General features: G+C 34.1%; 18 protein-coding genes and 1 tRNA gene. 7 read left to right on the top strand and 12 right to left on the bottom strand.

Annotation, left to right across the window (positions count from 1 at the left end; all coding sequences use genetic code 11):
* Window positions 1–44: 44 nt before the first annotated feature.
* From AB3I12_RS05645 to AB3I12_RS05635, 3 genes are read right to left on the bottom strand one after another with little or no spacing between them, the layout of a single operon-like run.
* Window positions 45–317 carry a hypothetical protein gene (locus AB3I12_RS05645; RefSeq protein WP_368015592.1) on the bottom strand — a complete coding sequence of 91 codons (273 nt, stop codon included), beginning with the start codon at window positions 315–317 and terminating at the stop codon, window positions 45–47.
* A 19-nt stretch (window positions 318–336) separates the two neighbouring features.
* Window positions 337–540: a transcriptional regulator gene (locus tag AB3I12_RS05640; protein ID WP_010718780.1), complete on the bottom strand. Its 204-nt coding sequence runs from the start codon at window positions 538–540 to the stop codon at window positions 337–339.
* A gap of 14 nt (window positions 541–554) precedes the next feature.
* Entirely contained in the window at window positions 555–1,304 is a 750-nt protein-coding gene (locus tag AB3I12_RS05635) for a phage antirepressor KilAC domain-containing protein (protein ID WP_368015590.1), read from the bottom strand.
* A gap of 77 nt (window positions 1,305–1,381) precedes the next feature.
* On the opposite strand from AB3I12_RS05635, the gene AB3I12_RS05630 reads away from it, so the two are divergent.
* The gene (locus tag AB3I12_RS05630) at window positions 1,382–1,591 is read left to right on the top strand and encodes a hypothetical protein (protein WP_010718778.1); all 210 of its coding nucleotides are present in this window, start codon (window positions 1,382–1,384) and stop codon (window positions 1,589–1,591) included.
* On the opposite strand, the gene AB3I12_RS05625 is transcribed toward AB3I12_RS05630, so the two are convergent.
* The gene (locus tag AB3I12_RS05625) at window positions 1,588–1,770 is read right to left on the bottom strand and encodes a hypothetical protein (protein ID WP_241546344.1); all 183 of its coding nucleotides are present in this window, start codon (window positions 1,768–1,770) and stop codon (window positions 1,588–1,590) included. The two genes, AB3I12_RS05630 and AB3I12_RS05625, sit on opposite strands and share 4 nt — an antisense overlap.
* Window positions 1,771–2,075: 305 nt before the next feature.
* Here AB3I12_RS05625 and AB3I12_RS05620 point away from each other — a divergent pair, with 305 nt between their 5' ends.
* The 4 genes from AB3I12_RS05620 to AB3I12_RS05605 all read left to right on the top strand — a co-directional run bounded on the left by AB3I12_RS05620 (window position 2,076) and on the right by AB3I12_RS05605 (window position 3,832).
* Window positions 2,076–2,396 carry a helix-turn-helix domain-containing protein gene (locus tag AB3I12_RS05620; protein ID WP_016631438.1) on the top strand — a complete coding sequence of 107 codons (321 nt, stop codon included), beginning with the start codon at window positions 2,076–2,078 and terminating at the stop codon, window positions 2,394–2,396.
* A gap of 17 nt (window positions 2,397–2,413) precedes the next feature.
* Entirely contained in the window at window positions 2,414–2,836 is a 423-nt protein-coding gene (locus tag AB3I12_RS05615; protein ID WP_002329428.1) for an ImmA/IrrE family metallo-endopeptidase, read from the top strand.
* Window positions 2,837–2,916: 80 nt separating this feature from the next.
* Entirely contained in the window at window positions 2,917–3,393 is a 477-nt protein-coding gene (locus tag AB3I12_RS05610; protein WP_368015588.1) for a hypothetical protein, read from the top strand.
* Entirely contained in the window at window positions 3,386–3,832 is a 447-nt protein-coding gene (locus AB3I12_RS05605) for a hypothetical protein (protein WP_368015586.1), read from the top strand. The genes AB3I12_RS05610 and AB3I12_RS05605 overlap by 8 nt, the downstream gene beginning before the upstream one ends.
* Before the next feature lies 1 nt (window position 3,833).
* Here the strand turns inward: AB3I12_RS05605 and AB3I12_RS05600 are convergent, their stop codons facing one another.
* Window positions 3,834–4,043 carry a hypothetical protein gene (locus tag AB3I12_RS05600; RefSeq protein ID WP_368015584.1) on the bottom strand — a complete coding sequence of 70 codons (210 nt, stop codon included), beginning with the start codon at window positions 4,041–4,043 and terminating at the stop codon, window positions 3,834–3,836.
* A gap of 137 nt (window positions 4,044–4,180) precedes the next feature.
* On the opposite strand from AB3I12_RS05600, the gene AB3I12_RS05595 reads away from it, so the two are divergent.
* Entirely contained in the window at window positions 4,181–5,308 is a 1,128-nt protein-coding gene (locus AB3I12_RS05595; protein WP_368015583.1) for a tyrosine-type recombinase/integrase, read from the top strand.
* A gap of 78 nt (window positions 5,309–5,386) precedes the next feature.
* Here the strand turns inward: AB3I12_RS05595 and AB3I12_RS05590 are convergent.
* The 3 genes from AB3I12_RS05590 to AB3I12_RS05580 all read right to left on the bottom strand — a co-directional run bounded on the left by AB3I12_RS05590 (window position 5,387) and on the right by AB3I12_RS05580 (window position 6,916).
* Window positions 5,387–5,460: transfer RNA gene (locus AB3I12_RS05590), tRNA-Arg, on the bottom strand.
* 159 nt (window positions 5,461–5,619) lie between these two features.
* Window positions 5,620–6,306 carry an O-methyltransferase gene (locus AB3I12_RS05585; RefSeq protein WP_034698785.1) on the bottom strand — a complete coding sequence of 229 codons (687 nt, stop codon included), beginning with the start codon at window positions 6,304–6,306 and terminating at the stop codon, window positions 5,620–5,622.
* A 70-nt stretch (window positions 6,307–6,376) separates the two neighbouring features.
* Complete coding sequence (locus tag AB3I12_RS05580; RefSeq protein ID WP_010719813.1) at window positions 6,377–6,916, bottom strand: signal peptidase I; 540 nt, start codon at window positions 6,914–6,916, stop codon at window positions 6,377–6,379.
* A gap of 217 nt (window positions 6,917–7,133) precedes the next feature.
* On the opposite strand from AB3I12_RS05580, the gene AB3I12_RS05575 reads away from it, so the two are divergent.
* A complete protein-coding gene (locus AB3I12_RS05575; RefSeq protein ID WP_034698783.1) occupies window positions 7,134–8,984 on the top strand; it encodes a GHKL domain-containing protein in 1,851 nt (616 codons plus the stop codon).
* A gap of 145 nt (window positions 8,985–9,129) precedes the next feature.
* On the opposite strand, the gene AB3I12_RS05570 is transcribed toward AB3I12_RS05575, so the two are convergent.
* The 4 genes from AB3I12_RS05570 to AB3I12_RS05555 form a co-directional block, all read right to left on the bottom strand.
* Window positions 9,130–10,134 (bottom strand): lipoate--protein ligase, encoded by a 1,005-nt coding sequence (locus AB3I12_RS05570; protein ID WP_063626737.1) that lies wholly within the window; start codon window positions 10,132–10,134, stop codon window positions 9,130–9,132.
* 10 nt (window positions 10,135–10,144) lie between these two features.
* Window positions 10,145–10,885, bottom strand: a complete 741-nt coding sequence (locus AB3I12_RS05565) for an MBL fold metallo-hydrolase (protein ID WP_063626734.1) — start codon at window positions 10,883–10,885, stop codon at window positions 10,145–10,147.
* Between the two features lie 65 nt (window positions 10,886–10,950).
* Window positions 10,951–11,748 carry a DUF975 family protein gene (locus AB3I12_RS05560; RefSeq protein WP_063626732.1) on the bottom strand — a complete coding sequence of 266 codons (798 nt, stop codon included), beginning with the start codon at window positions 11,746–11,748 and terminating at the stop codon, window positions 10,951–10,953.
* On the bottom strand, window positions 11,748–12,830 hold the full coding sequence (locus AB3I12_RS05555; RefSeq protein WP_010719818.1) for a M42 family metallopeptidase: 1,083 nt from the start codon (window positions 12,828–12,830) through the stop codon (window positions 11,748–11,750). The genes AB3I12_RS05560 and AB3I12_RS05555 overlap by 1 nt, the downstream gene beginning before the upstream one ends.
* Window positions 12,831–12,939 lie beyond the last annotated feature (109 nt).

Below are 12,939 nucleotides of genomic sequence, written 5' to 3'. Positions count from 1 at the left end.
TAGTGCTTGCATTAGCTGATTTATTCCAAGAGCTTTAAGAACAATTAAAAAATTGATGTTTTATGTGAAGCTTCAAATCCAATGTTGGGCTTCACTATTTTTACTTCACTATGTTCGATCAAAAACTTAACTTTGCTGAAAATATATCTGTAGGTTTCGTTGAATGCCGGTTCTCCAACATACTTAGTTAACTTCTCTTTGACTCTTTCCCTTAAATTGTTGACAGAAATGTTCTCTTCAATGCATTCTGAATAAATCTGTTTAGCTACTTCGTCAGATAATTCGTTTATCTTTGAAACTTGGTCGATAATACTCATATTTTTTTAACTCCTCTCTTTACAGTTCATACATAGTAATGATCGAATCGATAATTCTATTAGCTTCTGCAGAAGTCTTTTTACCGCTTAAGATTAAAGATAAGTAACTTTTACTAATGCCGAATCTTTCAGCAAGCATGGTGTAAGTTAAGAACTTCGAACTTTCGACATATTCTTTGATTTTTTCTCTATCTCGTTGAGTGATTTCTGCAATGTCTGTCATACTAAAACTCCTTTCTAACCAATTTCCTCTAAATCCATTTGAGGGTAATAGCCCTCTGCGATTAATAAGTTGTAAATAAACACTCGCCCTTTCTGTGTCCATTTGGTATTCATTACAACTTTAGTGCCGCCATCGGCTTTCGGAATCTCACTTGTGTGCGATTTTGTGTATCCTTGGTTCATATGTTTTCGGTAAAGTATCCATTGTCCGCTAACTTTATGTTGAACACCTAACTCGTTAAGCAATTTGTTTAGAGCAATTGCCGACATTCCGTAATCAGCTGCAATTTGAGAAGTCGCTACCGTATCTGTCGATGAAAGAATCGTATCTAAGTAGCTAATCTTTGGTTCGTACTCGGCAATTTGTTGTTCGAGTAATTGGTTCTTTTCTTCTAAATCAGCTGCTAAACGCAAAGCTTGTGCGAAGTTTTGTGGTACATTTGTAAAGCTCCCAGTTTTTCTGATTGTTGGAAGAACTTCACTCGTTACCCAACGTTTGAACTTTTTGGCTTTTGGGAGCTTGGATTTGAGTATCAAACTGTACAAACCAGATTCGTTGATGATTATCATCTCTCTTGATTGACCTGAGGTCGTGATTCGCGACCCCGTCTTATCTTCTAAATCTACATGCCGTGACAAAGCATCTTTAGTGTTCGAATAACCCAAAACACTCGCCACGTCTTTACCCACAAAATATGGTTCATCATTTACTAAAATTGTCCGAACCTCGTTTTGTTCGAAATTGAAAATTTGTGGTGTGTTCATATTTTCATTCCTTTCTTTGGTATAATTTTCTTATCGGTAAGTGGTCTACTGAAATAGCTGATAAGGTGGTGAATGATATGAATAGCGTTATAATTAATTTCAAGGTAAAAAAAGAACAAGTATTTTATGAAATTGATCAAATTATTTTAGATGGTAAAACGTTTGATCCTAAAACTATTACTGCCTCTGATATAAAAAATGCAAAATCATTAAACCTAAAAGGTGATGGCCAAAATGTTGCAATTCAAACAGAAGATATTTTGTCCTTTCAATTTTTAGCTGATTAAAATTTGGCAAGCATTCGTGCTAGTAATAATTGGACCAATGCTTGAGTCTTTTCTAAATCAGCAGGTACTCTATCGCTAAAATAAGATAGGTGATTATCGATTAATTCATCGATTTTTTGAACTTGCGATTGCCCCTTGTTATTCACAGTAACTTGGGGCTTGTTTTTGATTTCATCCATTCTCATTCACTTCCCTTCTCTCTTTTATATTAGTAAACAAATTTAACAACTATTTTCTAAATTCAATTGACAAAGCATAGAGTTTTATTCTATACTTTGTACATAGTTAAATAAGACATATAAACATTGATTTTAAAAGCTTTCTTGACGGTTGGCGTTTAATAATCAAAAGTGTTTTTTGTTGTCTTTTTAGTTGTTAAACTTGTTTACAAGAATAAGTATAGAGTTTTTACTCTAATTTGTCAACGTATAAATAGAGTTTAATTCTATATTTTTCTTGTCAGTCTAGAAAGGTTGACATATCAATGAATCCATACGAAAAAATAAAAGAATTAACAAAGCAAAACGGAATATCTGTAAGAGAATTAGAAAAAAGATTGGGATATTCAAATGGATATTTCAGTAAATGGAAATCAGTATCACCTAACTCCGAAGGTTTGGCAAAAGTATCAGATTATTTTGGTGTTTCTATAGACTATCTACTAGGAAGAGAGAAAAAAGAGACCCCTAAACATGTGGATTTATCAGAAAACGATACTGTATTTTCTTTTGACGGAAAAGAAATATCTAAAGAGACAATGCGTAAAGCGATTGCAATTGCTAAAGCTTTAGAAGAAAATGAATAGTTGGAGTGATGGGTTGCATGTATTTAAAGTTGAAAGAAATGCTGAGTGAGTATAATTTAAAATTAATCTATATGGAAATGGAAGAACCAGGTTTTTATTATCCAAAACCAAGAATAGTATTTTTAAACGAAAAACTACACGAAGATAGTTCTGAAGCTTTTCATTTAGCCCATGAGCTCGGTCATTTCATTGCTTCACATTTTGAATATTCAGCACTGTACGATAACTCTACAACTTTTCATTCAAAGTTCGAAGCTGAAGCTGATAGAATAGCTATTATGATTCTACTTAATATCTTTATTGAGAATGAATTAACAGATGAATCTCAGTTCAAATTGGAAAATTTTATGGAATTCTATGCTATCAATAATAAGTTAAGAACAGAATGTTTTAATGTTTGCCAGTCATATTTCAAGAAAAAATACTCTTATGCACAGTAAAAAAGCCCGTGCTGGCACACGGACAAATAGTACGATAAAAAAGCCATAATTAATGGCAGAAAGGAACTGGATCTTGATGAATGGATGATTTTAAAAAAATACGAACTAGTCCTGTCTTTGCTTTACCAGGGTTAATAATTCCAATTGCCACCTATTTTATTAGTTTAAAATTGGTATCAAAGAAAGATGAATACTTGATATATATTTATGTATCTATAGCTGTATTAATTATAATATTGATTTATTATGTCATTTTTAATTTGAAAAAAGCCAAAAGAATCAAAGAGTTAGAAAAAGAATTGGACGACAGCAAGAAACTACTTGAAAAGGTGAACGGATTAAAAAATGATAGTGATGATAAACTAAAAAAGTTACTTAAATTTAGTAAAGAGTCTATCCGTAGCGTCAGAACATCTTGTGACATGATGAATTTGTCAATTGGTAGACTTAATACCTACAAAAACAAACAAAATGAAGAAGATATAAAAAATATTATCGTTCGATATGAGAACATTAAAGTTGAAATTGATAATCTGGAGGGAAATTTAGATGAGTGAAAAATATTTAAAAAAAGATGGTTATTTTCGTATTATAAAAATAATTTCAAATTCAGAAATAGTTATTAATGGTGGAACCATGGATGGCTTGAATGAAGAGGATGATATAAATATTATTGTTCCAGGAGATATCATAACTGATCCTTACGACTACGATAAAAAACTTGGCAGTCTAGACCTCATAAAAGATATTCTTAAAATTAAAACTATTACCCCATACTATTCTGTTTGTCACAAAGTAAAGAAAAGAGTTGTTAAAGAAGGATTTTTTACCCAAAGCATCGCTTCTGTTGCGGCATCTAGCTTCTCTTCACTAGCCGACAAAGTTATTGAAGAAGAAGTTCCTTTGGATATCATAGAATCAGAAATAACAAATGGATATCCTAAATTAGATGAAGAACGTATAGTAATTGGAGATTATGCTAGAAAAAGATTTTAATTCATAAGTTATTTATTATAGTTCCAGAAACATCAGCAAAAGAAAACTTTTTTTCTAAACTAGCTTCTCTTTCCAATTTTTCAAGTTGTGTTTTATTTTTAGATTCTAGTATAGAATAAACAGCCATAGCTTTTGCGATTCTCAAAGAAGTTTCAATATCTACACATTTCAAATATTTTTTAGTCAGATTTAAATCAGAACGTTTTAGCATACTAACACTTCCTTAAACTAAGTATATTTTTAAACACGCCCCACCGACCAAAGCGAGCGTGTTCTAAGAAAAAACAAACCTACACAATAGGCTTATTCACGTGTCTATTGTATCAGAGAAAGAGAGCTGATTCAATTATGGCAAGATTTGTAAAACGTGGGAATAGCTGGCAATATGAAATTTCATATAAAAGCAAAGATGGAAAATACAAAAAAATGAGAAAATCTGGTTTTCGAACTAAAAACGATGCTAAAGCAGAAGCTACAGAAATGGAAAGCCAGCTAAATAAAGGATACGATCCAGATAAAAAGAATATAACTATTTATGAGTATTACAAAAATTGGATCAATCTTTATAAAAAAGGTTCTGTATCAGATGTTACATACAGAAGATATTTAGATAATCTATCTAACATAAGAAAATATATGCCTTTTGATACATTAGCAGATATGACTAAGCAAAAATATCAAGAAGTATTAAATGAATTTGCTAAAACACATGCTAAAGCAACTACAAAAAGATTCCACACTCACGTGAGATCTGCAATACTTGATGCTTTAGATGAAAAAATTATTTTCACTGATTTTACGCGTAATCCAGTAATTAAAGGAGAAAAAGAAGGAAAGAAAAAAGAAGAAAAGTATTTAAACTATGAAGATTTCAAACGTCTCATGAGAGCCACTGAGAGCCGTTTAGACGTGAGATATACTTCACCTTACTTAATTATCATAGGAGGAGCTACAGGTGCTAGATTCGCCGAACTATTAGGATTGACGTGGAATAACATAAATTTTGAAGAACAAACAATTGATATTAATAAAACTTGGCTACTTCATAAAGGATTTGGACCAACGAAAAATGAATCTTCTGTTAGAAGAATTGATATTGATGAGCATACTGTTAAAATTCTGAAAAAGTACAAACAACAACAATTAGAATTATTGAAACAAATGAATATAAAAAATCAGCATAATCTCGTCTTTTATAATCCTTTAAATGGAATGATTACTTCAAATGCTGTAAATAAGACACTAAAAAAGATTCAAAAGCAGTTATCTATAGATCCCGCTATCACCTTCCATGGGCTTCGCCATACAAATGCTTCTGTGCTGCTCTACGAAGGAATAGATTTATTATATGTATCGGAACATTTAGGGCATAAAGATATTTCGATTACACAAGAAGTTTATTCTCATGTACTCGATGAGTTGAAGCAAAAGAACAAACCTAAAGTTTCTGCTGTACTTTCTTCTATTTACAACTAAATAATAGTCATTTGGCACAAATTTGGCACAAGAACAAATAAAAACCTCTAGAAATCAACATTTCTAGAGGTTTATTTACGTCACAGGAGGGATTCGAACCCCCGACCGTCCGCTTAGAAGGCGGATGCTCTATCCAGCTGAGCTACTATGACAGCTTTTTCGGAACAAAAATAATTATATAGAATCATTTTGGTTCTGTCAATATGAAATAGTTATTTTATCAATAAAAAAGATTGCTCAATAGAAAGCGTTCCTCTTTTACCTAGTGTCCGACAAAAAGCAAGCTTTTTGTCGTAACAAGGTAAATACTCTTAAGGTAGATGAATTTGCTCTTTTTCTTTAGTTATCAAGATCACACCATCACCTAGCGGCACTAATGTGGAAGTCAAGTCTGGATGGGTCATGACGACCTGTAAAAATTCATTTAATTTACGATGAATGGCACGTTTGCCTCTAGGAATCTCTTCATCAGGCAATAAAATCGTTCCGCCTTGAAAAATATCATCAACCATCAATACGCCACCTTTTTTTAGCAGACGTAAACATTCTGGTAAAAACTCAATATATTTCGATTTGGCACTGTCCATAAAAATAAAATCATAAGGCCCAGTTAGTTCTGGTAAAATATCAGCCGCTTGTCCTTCTAGTAAAGTAACTTTTTCGGTTAAGCCAAGTCTTTCATAAGTTGCCTTGGCCTTTTTGATCATAACATCAAAACGATCGATCGTCGTGACGTGACCTTTTTCACTGATTAATTGAGCCATCAAACTAGAAGAAAAACCAATAGCTGCACCAATTTCTAAAACATTCTTTGGTTTTAATTGCCCTAATAAAAACTGCATGAATACGACTGTTTCATGGGGAATGATCGGTACTTCCGCTAAATGGGCTTCTTCTTCAATCAAACCAAGTTCTCCAGACAGTTTTTTCTGTTTTGTCCGCATAAAATCAACTAACTCTTCTTTTACTACCGGACGATGCATCATTTCATTACGCATAATCTGCCTCCTCTTCCAAATTATTATACGAAGAACCTGACAAATCCACAAGTTGCAAACAAATTTACACTCACTTTCCTTTTCGTTGGCTATGAGTAAAAAACCGATTGAAACTTTTCTTTTTTTCAAATTCATCTAGCATATTCCAAGCTGTAATACCGGTCAAACAAAAGGCGATGGTAAAAAATAGCCAGCGCATCCAAGTAAATGCTGACTTTGATAAAAGAATGCCAATATAGGGAATCTGAAAAATGGGCGTTCCAATGATGTATCTTCTCCCCACTACACCGGATTCGGTCTGCGTAGAACTATCTGCTTTAGTATAAAAGTCTTGATGGTCTTTTTCCACTGCGATCACTCGTCGGGTGGTTATTTGCTCTCCTGAGTTTTCATAGTACGTAATCACGTCACCAACCAACAATTCTTCTGGTTTCTTCGGACGTACATAGATCAAACTTCCTTGGCTATAGTAAGGACTCATACCACGATCTTCAATAATATGGGTTGATAGACCAGCTATTTTAGGAAGTAAAATAATGCTCAAAATGATCGCTAAAATAACAATCAGTGTAATTGAACTAATATAGGTTATTTTTTTATAAAATGGCACTAGTTTCCACTCCCTTTACTCATTTCTTATTTCCCATCATATAATAACGATTTAATTTTATCAATTTTAACTCTATTTCTTCTACAATGAATTGAAAGAATTTTAAAAAAAATCTAAAAAATAACTCTGGTTATCTAACTTTATGCAGGTTTATGATTGACTAGAAAACAAAAAACGTTTACCCTAAAAAAAATGTTACTTTTAGAAAGGACACATTATGAACTTTTTTAATAACATTGAATATTTTAAAAAAGCGAACTCATTAAAGATAAAATGGTTTTTCACTATTCTATTATCAACGTTATTTTTAATGATAACAGTATATTTCTTTTATTATATTTTTACTCCTTCTGATAGTGGAAAGGTCAAAGAAATAAAAAATTCATGGGAATTTTACTTAAAAAATGAACCTGATTTTCGTTTTGATAGTCATTATATTAGTTACCTTCCAACAGTTGAAAGAAATGAAACTTTTGTGATGGAAACTATATTAAAAGAAGAGATGGATGATTCGAACTTAGTGATTCGGGGAAACAACCAATGGATAAAAGTTTATTTAAATGATCAACTTTTATATGATCGAACAAATGAACAAGACCAACTTCATCCTGGTTTATCTTTGGCAGTTATTGATCTGCCTACACACTATGCTGGTGAACACTTAAAAATCGAGGTTACTTCACCATATGAAAACTATTCGGGTATTCCACCAAAAGTTTATGTTGGAAATACGGGACCAATCATCAGCTTTATTTTTTCCCAATCTGTTCCTCAAGTAGTTACCATGATCATTGCCATCTTTTTAGGAATTGGGATATTGGTGTACGCCATTTTTAAGCTTTACAAAAAAAAGACACTAGATATTTCACTGATCATTCTCAGTTGTTTTGCGTTAGTCTTAGGGTTTGAATCAATCTCTGAAGATATATTAAGCGGCATCCTTTTTGAACCAATCGTCCATTCGATTTTATCTGATACATTTACTATTTTAACTTCAGTATTTCTGGTATTGTATTATTTATCCCGAATGAAACATTATCAAAAAATATATGGTCTCTTTTGTTTTCTGCAAGTCTCCATCCAAATAGGTGTCCTTATTTATTCATTGATGACAGTAGGAGAATTAACTGAACTAATGCCCATTGTTAATGCGGTTAGTGTAATCAGTACATTAGTTACTTCCCTTGTCTGTGTTGGGGAAGCCTATCGGAATAATCGTTTTTTCATTGCTTGTACACCGTGGATTGTGCTGATTGCCATTTTCCATTGTATGCTTTATATCCAACCATCATTAGGTATTTATAATGCAAATATTAATTGGTCTACTATTCTATTTATGATTATTCTGATTATTATCATTTGTTATAATATTATCGAGTACATCATCAGCTTTGATAAGCATCAGCGAACTGTTAATTTCTTGAAAACAAAATCGGATTTACTTGAACAGCATTATGATCAGCTACGTGATCACATTCAAGAAATCAGTACATTAAGAACTGAGTTTATCCAAACTATGGAAAACTTAGAACACTTGGTCAAGGAAGAAGAAACCGATGAAGTACAAAATTATGTGCAAACTATCTTAACTAATGCTCGAAATTTTGAATTTATTTTCTCTTACTCCTCTCACCAACTCACTAATCTTATTTTAGCTCGTTATCAAGAAATTGCATCAAAGCGAAATATCAAGGTGAAGTTTCAAGCCGAACTACCAGAAGTATTGACCGTCAATGATGATGACTTGACCCAAATACTGATTCATGTCTTAGAACATTCTTTTAGAGAAACACATGCCATTGAAGATCCAATGCATCGAAAAATTTATTTATCGATGCAGGAAAAAGAAAATCAACTATTGATTCGTTGTGAACATAGCGCAAACTATGAAACAAATCTCTTTTCACAAGGAATTACCGAAAACTTTGCTGAACAAGAACAGTTTGATTTAAAAATAATCCAAGATGTGGCGGAACGTTATGCGGGAACGTTGACTCAGGAAAAAGATAGTCAGGTAGATCGTTTAATCATCCAATTGACTAAAACAAATCCCAAGAAAAGCATATAATGTCTTTGGCAGATTGGAAAATTGATTCATTGAATGAAGGTTTGAACGGACAAAATAATATTCGTTCTCTTTCTCAAAAAAAGATAAAAAACAGGGAACACCAATCATTGGTGTTCCCTGTTTTTGACTAATGACTAACATTCGATCAATATAAAAGAGCAAGAAAATCTTCAGCTTCGATCGCACCAAAATACTTTTTGATATCAATCGTTTTTACTACATCACTTAAAACTGATTTATCATATCTTTGTCCAATCAGTTTTTCTTCGACGTCCTTTATCTCTCCTAACCCAAAGAAGTCACCAAATATTTTCACATCATCAATCAAACCATGTGACACATTCAGATGGACTTCGATCGAACCAATCGGATACCGCTTTTGTCTCGAAAAGTTAAAATCAGGTGATTTCCCATAATTCCAATCCCAATTACGATAATAGCGATCAGAGATTTCGTTGATTTTGATCCAGTCTTTGTCTGTTAGCTGATACGTATTAACCTCTGCCAGCGTTGCTACTCCGAATATTTTTAATAGAATTTCATCACGAAATTCTTCTGTTAACATCTCTTGTTTTTCTTTAGGTAAAAATGGTTTGATATTGGTCACACGAGAACGAATCGATTTGATCCCTTTGGACTCGATTTTATCTTTTTTTACTTTTAACGCATTGACCACTTCATTGATGTCAGAATCAAACATGATAGTTCCATGGGCAAACATTCGACCATTCGTTGCATACATTGCATTACCAGAGAATTTCATACCATCAATCACTAAATCATTTCGGCCTTTTAATTCCGCTCCAGATACCCCTAATTCGTGAAGAGCTTGAATAATTGGCTTAGTAACTTTAACAAAATCACGGAAAGAATCGCCATCATCAGGCATGATAAAACTAAAGTTTAAATTTCCAAAGTCGTGATAGACGGCTCCACCGCCACTTAAACGACGAACGACATGGATGCCCTGTTGTTCAACGTAATCTCGATTGATTTCTTCGATCGTGTTTTGATTACGCCCAATAATGATAGATGGTTCATTGATATAAAACAATAAAATCGGTTCATCAACAGGCATTTCTTGGAGTAAAAATTGTTCAATTGCTAGATTGATACGTGGATCATGCTTGTCATTCGGTACAAAAATCATTGTCTTCCTCCTAGATATCAAATACTTTATCGACTTTTGCTAGTGCTACTTCTACTGTATCACCCGCAGCTTGTTGCGCTTCGCTCTGTAATTGTGTAAGATCCCCAAATTGAGGTAAATGGGTCAATACTAGCTTTTTGACTTTTGCTGCTTTCGCAAGTTCCCCCGCTTCTTTTGACGTAAAGTGCGCTTTGTGTCGTTCATTACCAGCAAACAGATAAGTATCTGCTAGAAACAAGTCTGCATTTTCAGCAAATTCTACAAAACTTTCCAAATAGCCGGAATCACCTGTAAAAACAAAGACTTTGCCAGTCGCTTCTTCGACGATCCGCATGGCATAGCACACCACTGGATGGATGGTTTCCATAAACGTGATTAAAAAAGGACCTACTTTCAATTCTTCTGCCTCAAAATAGCCACGTCCTTCTGACACGTTCGGCATTGTTAACTCATCAAAATGAAAAGTATCTTTAGTATGACCATAGATTGGCAAGATAGCTCCTGGTTCTTTTTCAGGATGTAGTTGCCAATAATATTGCAATACACCTAGATCAGCGATGTGATCATGATGGTAATGGCTCAAGATAACCGCATCAAGTTCTAACGGTTCAAGATGCTCTTGTAATTTTATCAAGGTGGCGCTACCAGCATCGATCAGTAGGTTAAAGCCAGCTGACTGCAATAAATAGCTAGTCGTTCCTTGATTTTTATATGGATAGGCGCCTAAGCAACCTAATACAGTTAATTTCATGATCATTCTCCTTTCAGAATCAATGTAATAGAATCCTGTTTTTTCTGTGAAACCTCTCTCATGTTTTATGAAAAATAAGTAGCTGGGGGTTCTTTTTCAAGTCTTGCTTGCTCGTAAAAACCTGCAATGGTCACATTGACATAGGCGATAACCCACAATAAACCAAAGAACAAGGCTAGGGCTCCAACAAGGTACCATCCGATAAATGAAAGTTGTAATAGGATATAAGTACCTAAACGATCTTTTAATAAATACCACGCGTATTGCAAACACTGGATGATTGAAAGTTCTGGGTAATCAAATTTAGTCCAAGCCGCAAATTGAAACAATCCGCCCACAATACTCATCAACAAAAGAGAAACAAAGGTCATGAGCAGGGTGGTCAAAACGTAACTAATGTCCAAAGCATTCCCTGATAACACATCTGTTGAAATTGTGTTTGAATTAAATAGTAATTGTGTATAAGTATTGACACCACCAATCAAAAAACCTGGTAATAAAACAAGGGCATTAATGATCCAATTGATCACAACATTGATCAAATTAATCACTAAAATAGGTCCAAAATATTTTTTTTGAAAGACGGCAAACAATAAATTACTTTTTGCTCTGCCACCACGAACGACTACCAGCGCAATGTAATATAAGGCATATGAAAAAGCAAATAAAAGGAAATTCTCTAGTAAAAAGCTAACTATTTGTTGTTGCGTGCTATCTACGAAAAAAAATCCCTCAAAAAACATTTGGATCAAACCCGCAATAAACATCGAAAGAAAGACTAGCCAAGCATTGATTCCCCATTGTTGCGCAAGGCTAGCTCGAGCTTTTTTGCGATAATCTGAAAGTGATAACTTTGTTTCCATTAATCATAACTCCTAATCTTTTCAACTGTTTTGTGGTCTAATCGCTTCACTAATTCCGTCACTAATTTCACAGTATTCAAATAATCATCTTCATGGATCACTGAAGTATGTGAATGCAAATACCGTACCGGAACAGTAATCGCCACAGACGGTACCCCATCTCTTGTCAAATGCATCTGTCCTGCGTCTGTCCCACCACCAGTAATGACGGTGTATTGGAATGGTATATCCATTTCTTCCGCCACATCAATCACAAAATTCAACAGTTTTTTATGTGGAATCATTGAAGCATCAAAAATCAAGATTTGTGGACCTTTACCCAAAATCGAATCCGCTTCTTTTGGCGTCATCCCCGGTGTATCTCCAGCTGTTCCTGTATCTAAAGCAAAGGCGATATCTGGATTCACTAAGTGTGTACTTGTGCGTGCCCCTCTAAGGCCAACTTCTTCTTGCACATCGCTCCCTGCGAATAAAACATTGGGATGTCCTTCTTTTGCTAAATTCTCAAGAACTCGTAATGAAACAGCTGTACCGATGCGATTGTCCCAAGCCTTAGCTAGTAAAAATTTACCGCCATTCAACCGTTTATACTCAATATATGGGGTTACCATATCGCCAGGGCGAATACCCCATTCTTTTGCTTCTTTATCGCTTGTCGCTCCAATATCAATAAACATATCCTTGATATCATACGGTTTATTTCTTACTTGTGGGGTTAAAACATGTGGCGGTTTCGAACCAATCACGCCATGGATCACTTTCCCAGCTTGTGTTTTGATTTCCACTTGTTGGGCTAACATCACTTGTCCCCACCAACCGCCTAATGTTTGAAATTCCAAAAAACCTTTATCAGTGATCTTAGTTACCATAAATCCCACTTCATCCATATGACCAGAAATAAAAATCTTAGGTCCACCACCAGAACCATGTTTGGCGATAATACTACCTAAACCATCATAAAAAATATCTTCCGCAAAGTCTTTTGCATACTTTTTATAGACTTGTCTCACTTCTTCTTCATTGCCTGGTACTCCTTTGGCTGAAGTCAGATCAATCAATAACTGTTCTTCTTTTTTATCCAAAACGTCTCCCTCATTTCTCGTATTGATAGCTAGATTATACCATTTATTAGGTGTGCTTTTCAGCAGAACGATTTTTTCAGTTAGAAAAAAGCCAGGATTCCTCGAAAGT

This window comes from Enterococcus sp. C65 (assembly GCF_040887165.1).
Lineage (GTDB): Bacteria > Bacillota > Bacilli > Lactobacillales > Enterococcaceae > Enterococcus_B > Enterococcus_B hirae.
This window is presented reverse-complemented; position numbering and strand designations above follow the sequence as displayed.

Coding starts and splice junctions, on each gene's coding strand:
- AB3I12_RS05645 (WP_368015592.1), bottom strand. CDS start 317: ATGAGTATTATCGACCAAGTTTCAAAGATAAACGAATTATCTGACGAA.
- AB3I12_RS05640 (WP_010718780.1), bottom strand. CDS start 540: ATGACAGACATTGCAGAAATCACTCAACGAGATAGAGAAAAAATCAAA.
- AB3I12_RS05635 (WP_368015590.1), bottom strand. CDS start 1,304: ATGAACACACCACAAATTTTCAATTTCGAACAAAACGAGGTTCGGACA.
- AB3I12_RS05630 (WP_010718778.1), top strand. CDS start 1,382: ATGAATAGCGTTATAATTAATTTCAAGGTAAAAAAAGAACAAGTATTT.
- AB3I12_RS05625 (WP_241546344.1), bottom strand. CDS start 1,770: ATGGATGAAATCAAAAACAAGCCCCAAGTTACTGTGAATAACAAGGGG.
- AB3I12_RS05620 (WP_016631438.1), top strand. CDS start 2,076: ATGAATCCATACGAAAAAATAAAAGAATTAACAAAGCAAAACGGAATA.
- AB3I12_RS05615 (WP_002329428.1), top strand. CDS start 2,414: ATGTATTTAAAGTTGAAAGAAATGCTGAGTGAGTATAATTTAAAATTA.
- AB3I12_RS05610 (WP_368015588.1), top strand. CDS start 2,917: ATGGATGATTTTAAAAAAATACGAACTAGTCCTGTCTTTGCTTTACCA.
- AB3I12_RS05605 (WP_368015586.1), top strand. CDS start 3,386: ATGAGTGAAAAATATTTAAAAAAAGATGGTTATTTTCGTATTATAAAA.
- AB3I12_RS05600 (WP_368015584.1), bottom strand. CDS start 4,043: ATGCTAAAACGTTCTGATTTAAATCTGACTAAAAAATATTTGAAATGT.
- AB3I12_RS05595 (WP_368015583.1), top strand. CDS start 4,181: ATGGCAAGATTTGTAAAACGTGGGAATAGCTGGCAATATGAAATTTCA.
- AB3I12_RS05585 (WP_034698785.1), bottom strand. CDS start 6,306: ATGCGTAATGAAATGATGCATCGTCCGGTAGTAAAAGAAGAGTTAGTT.
- AB3I12_RS05575 (WP_034698783.1), top strand. CDS start 7,134: ATGAACTTTTTTAATAACATTGAATATTTTAAAAAAGCGAACTCATTA.
- AB3I12_RS05570 (WP_063626737.1), bottom strand. CDS start 10,134: ATGATTTTTGTACCGAATGACAAGCATGATCCACGTATCAATCTAGCA.
- AB3I12_RS05565 (WP_063626734.1), bottom strand. CDS start 10,885: ATGAAATTAACTGTATTAGGTTGCTTAGGCGCCTATCCATATAAAAAT.
- AB3I12_RS05560 (WP_063626732.1), bottom strand. CDS start 11,748: ATGGAAACAAAGTTATCACTTTCAGATTATCGCAAAAAAGCTCGAGCT.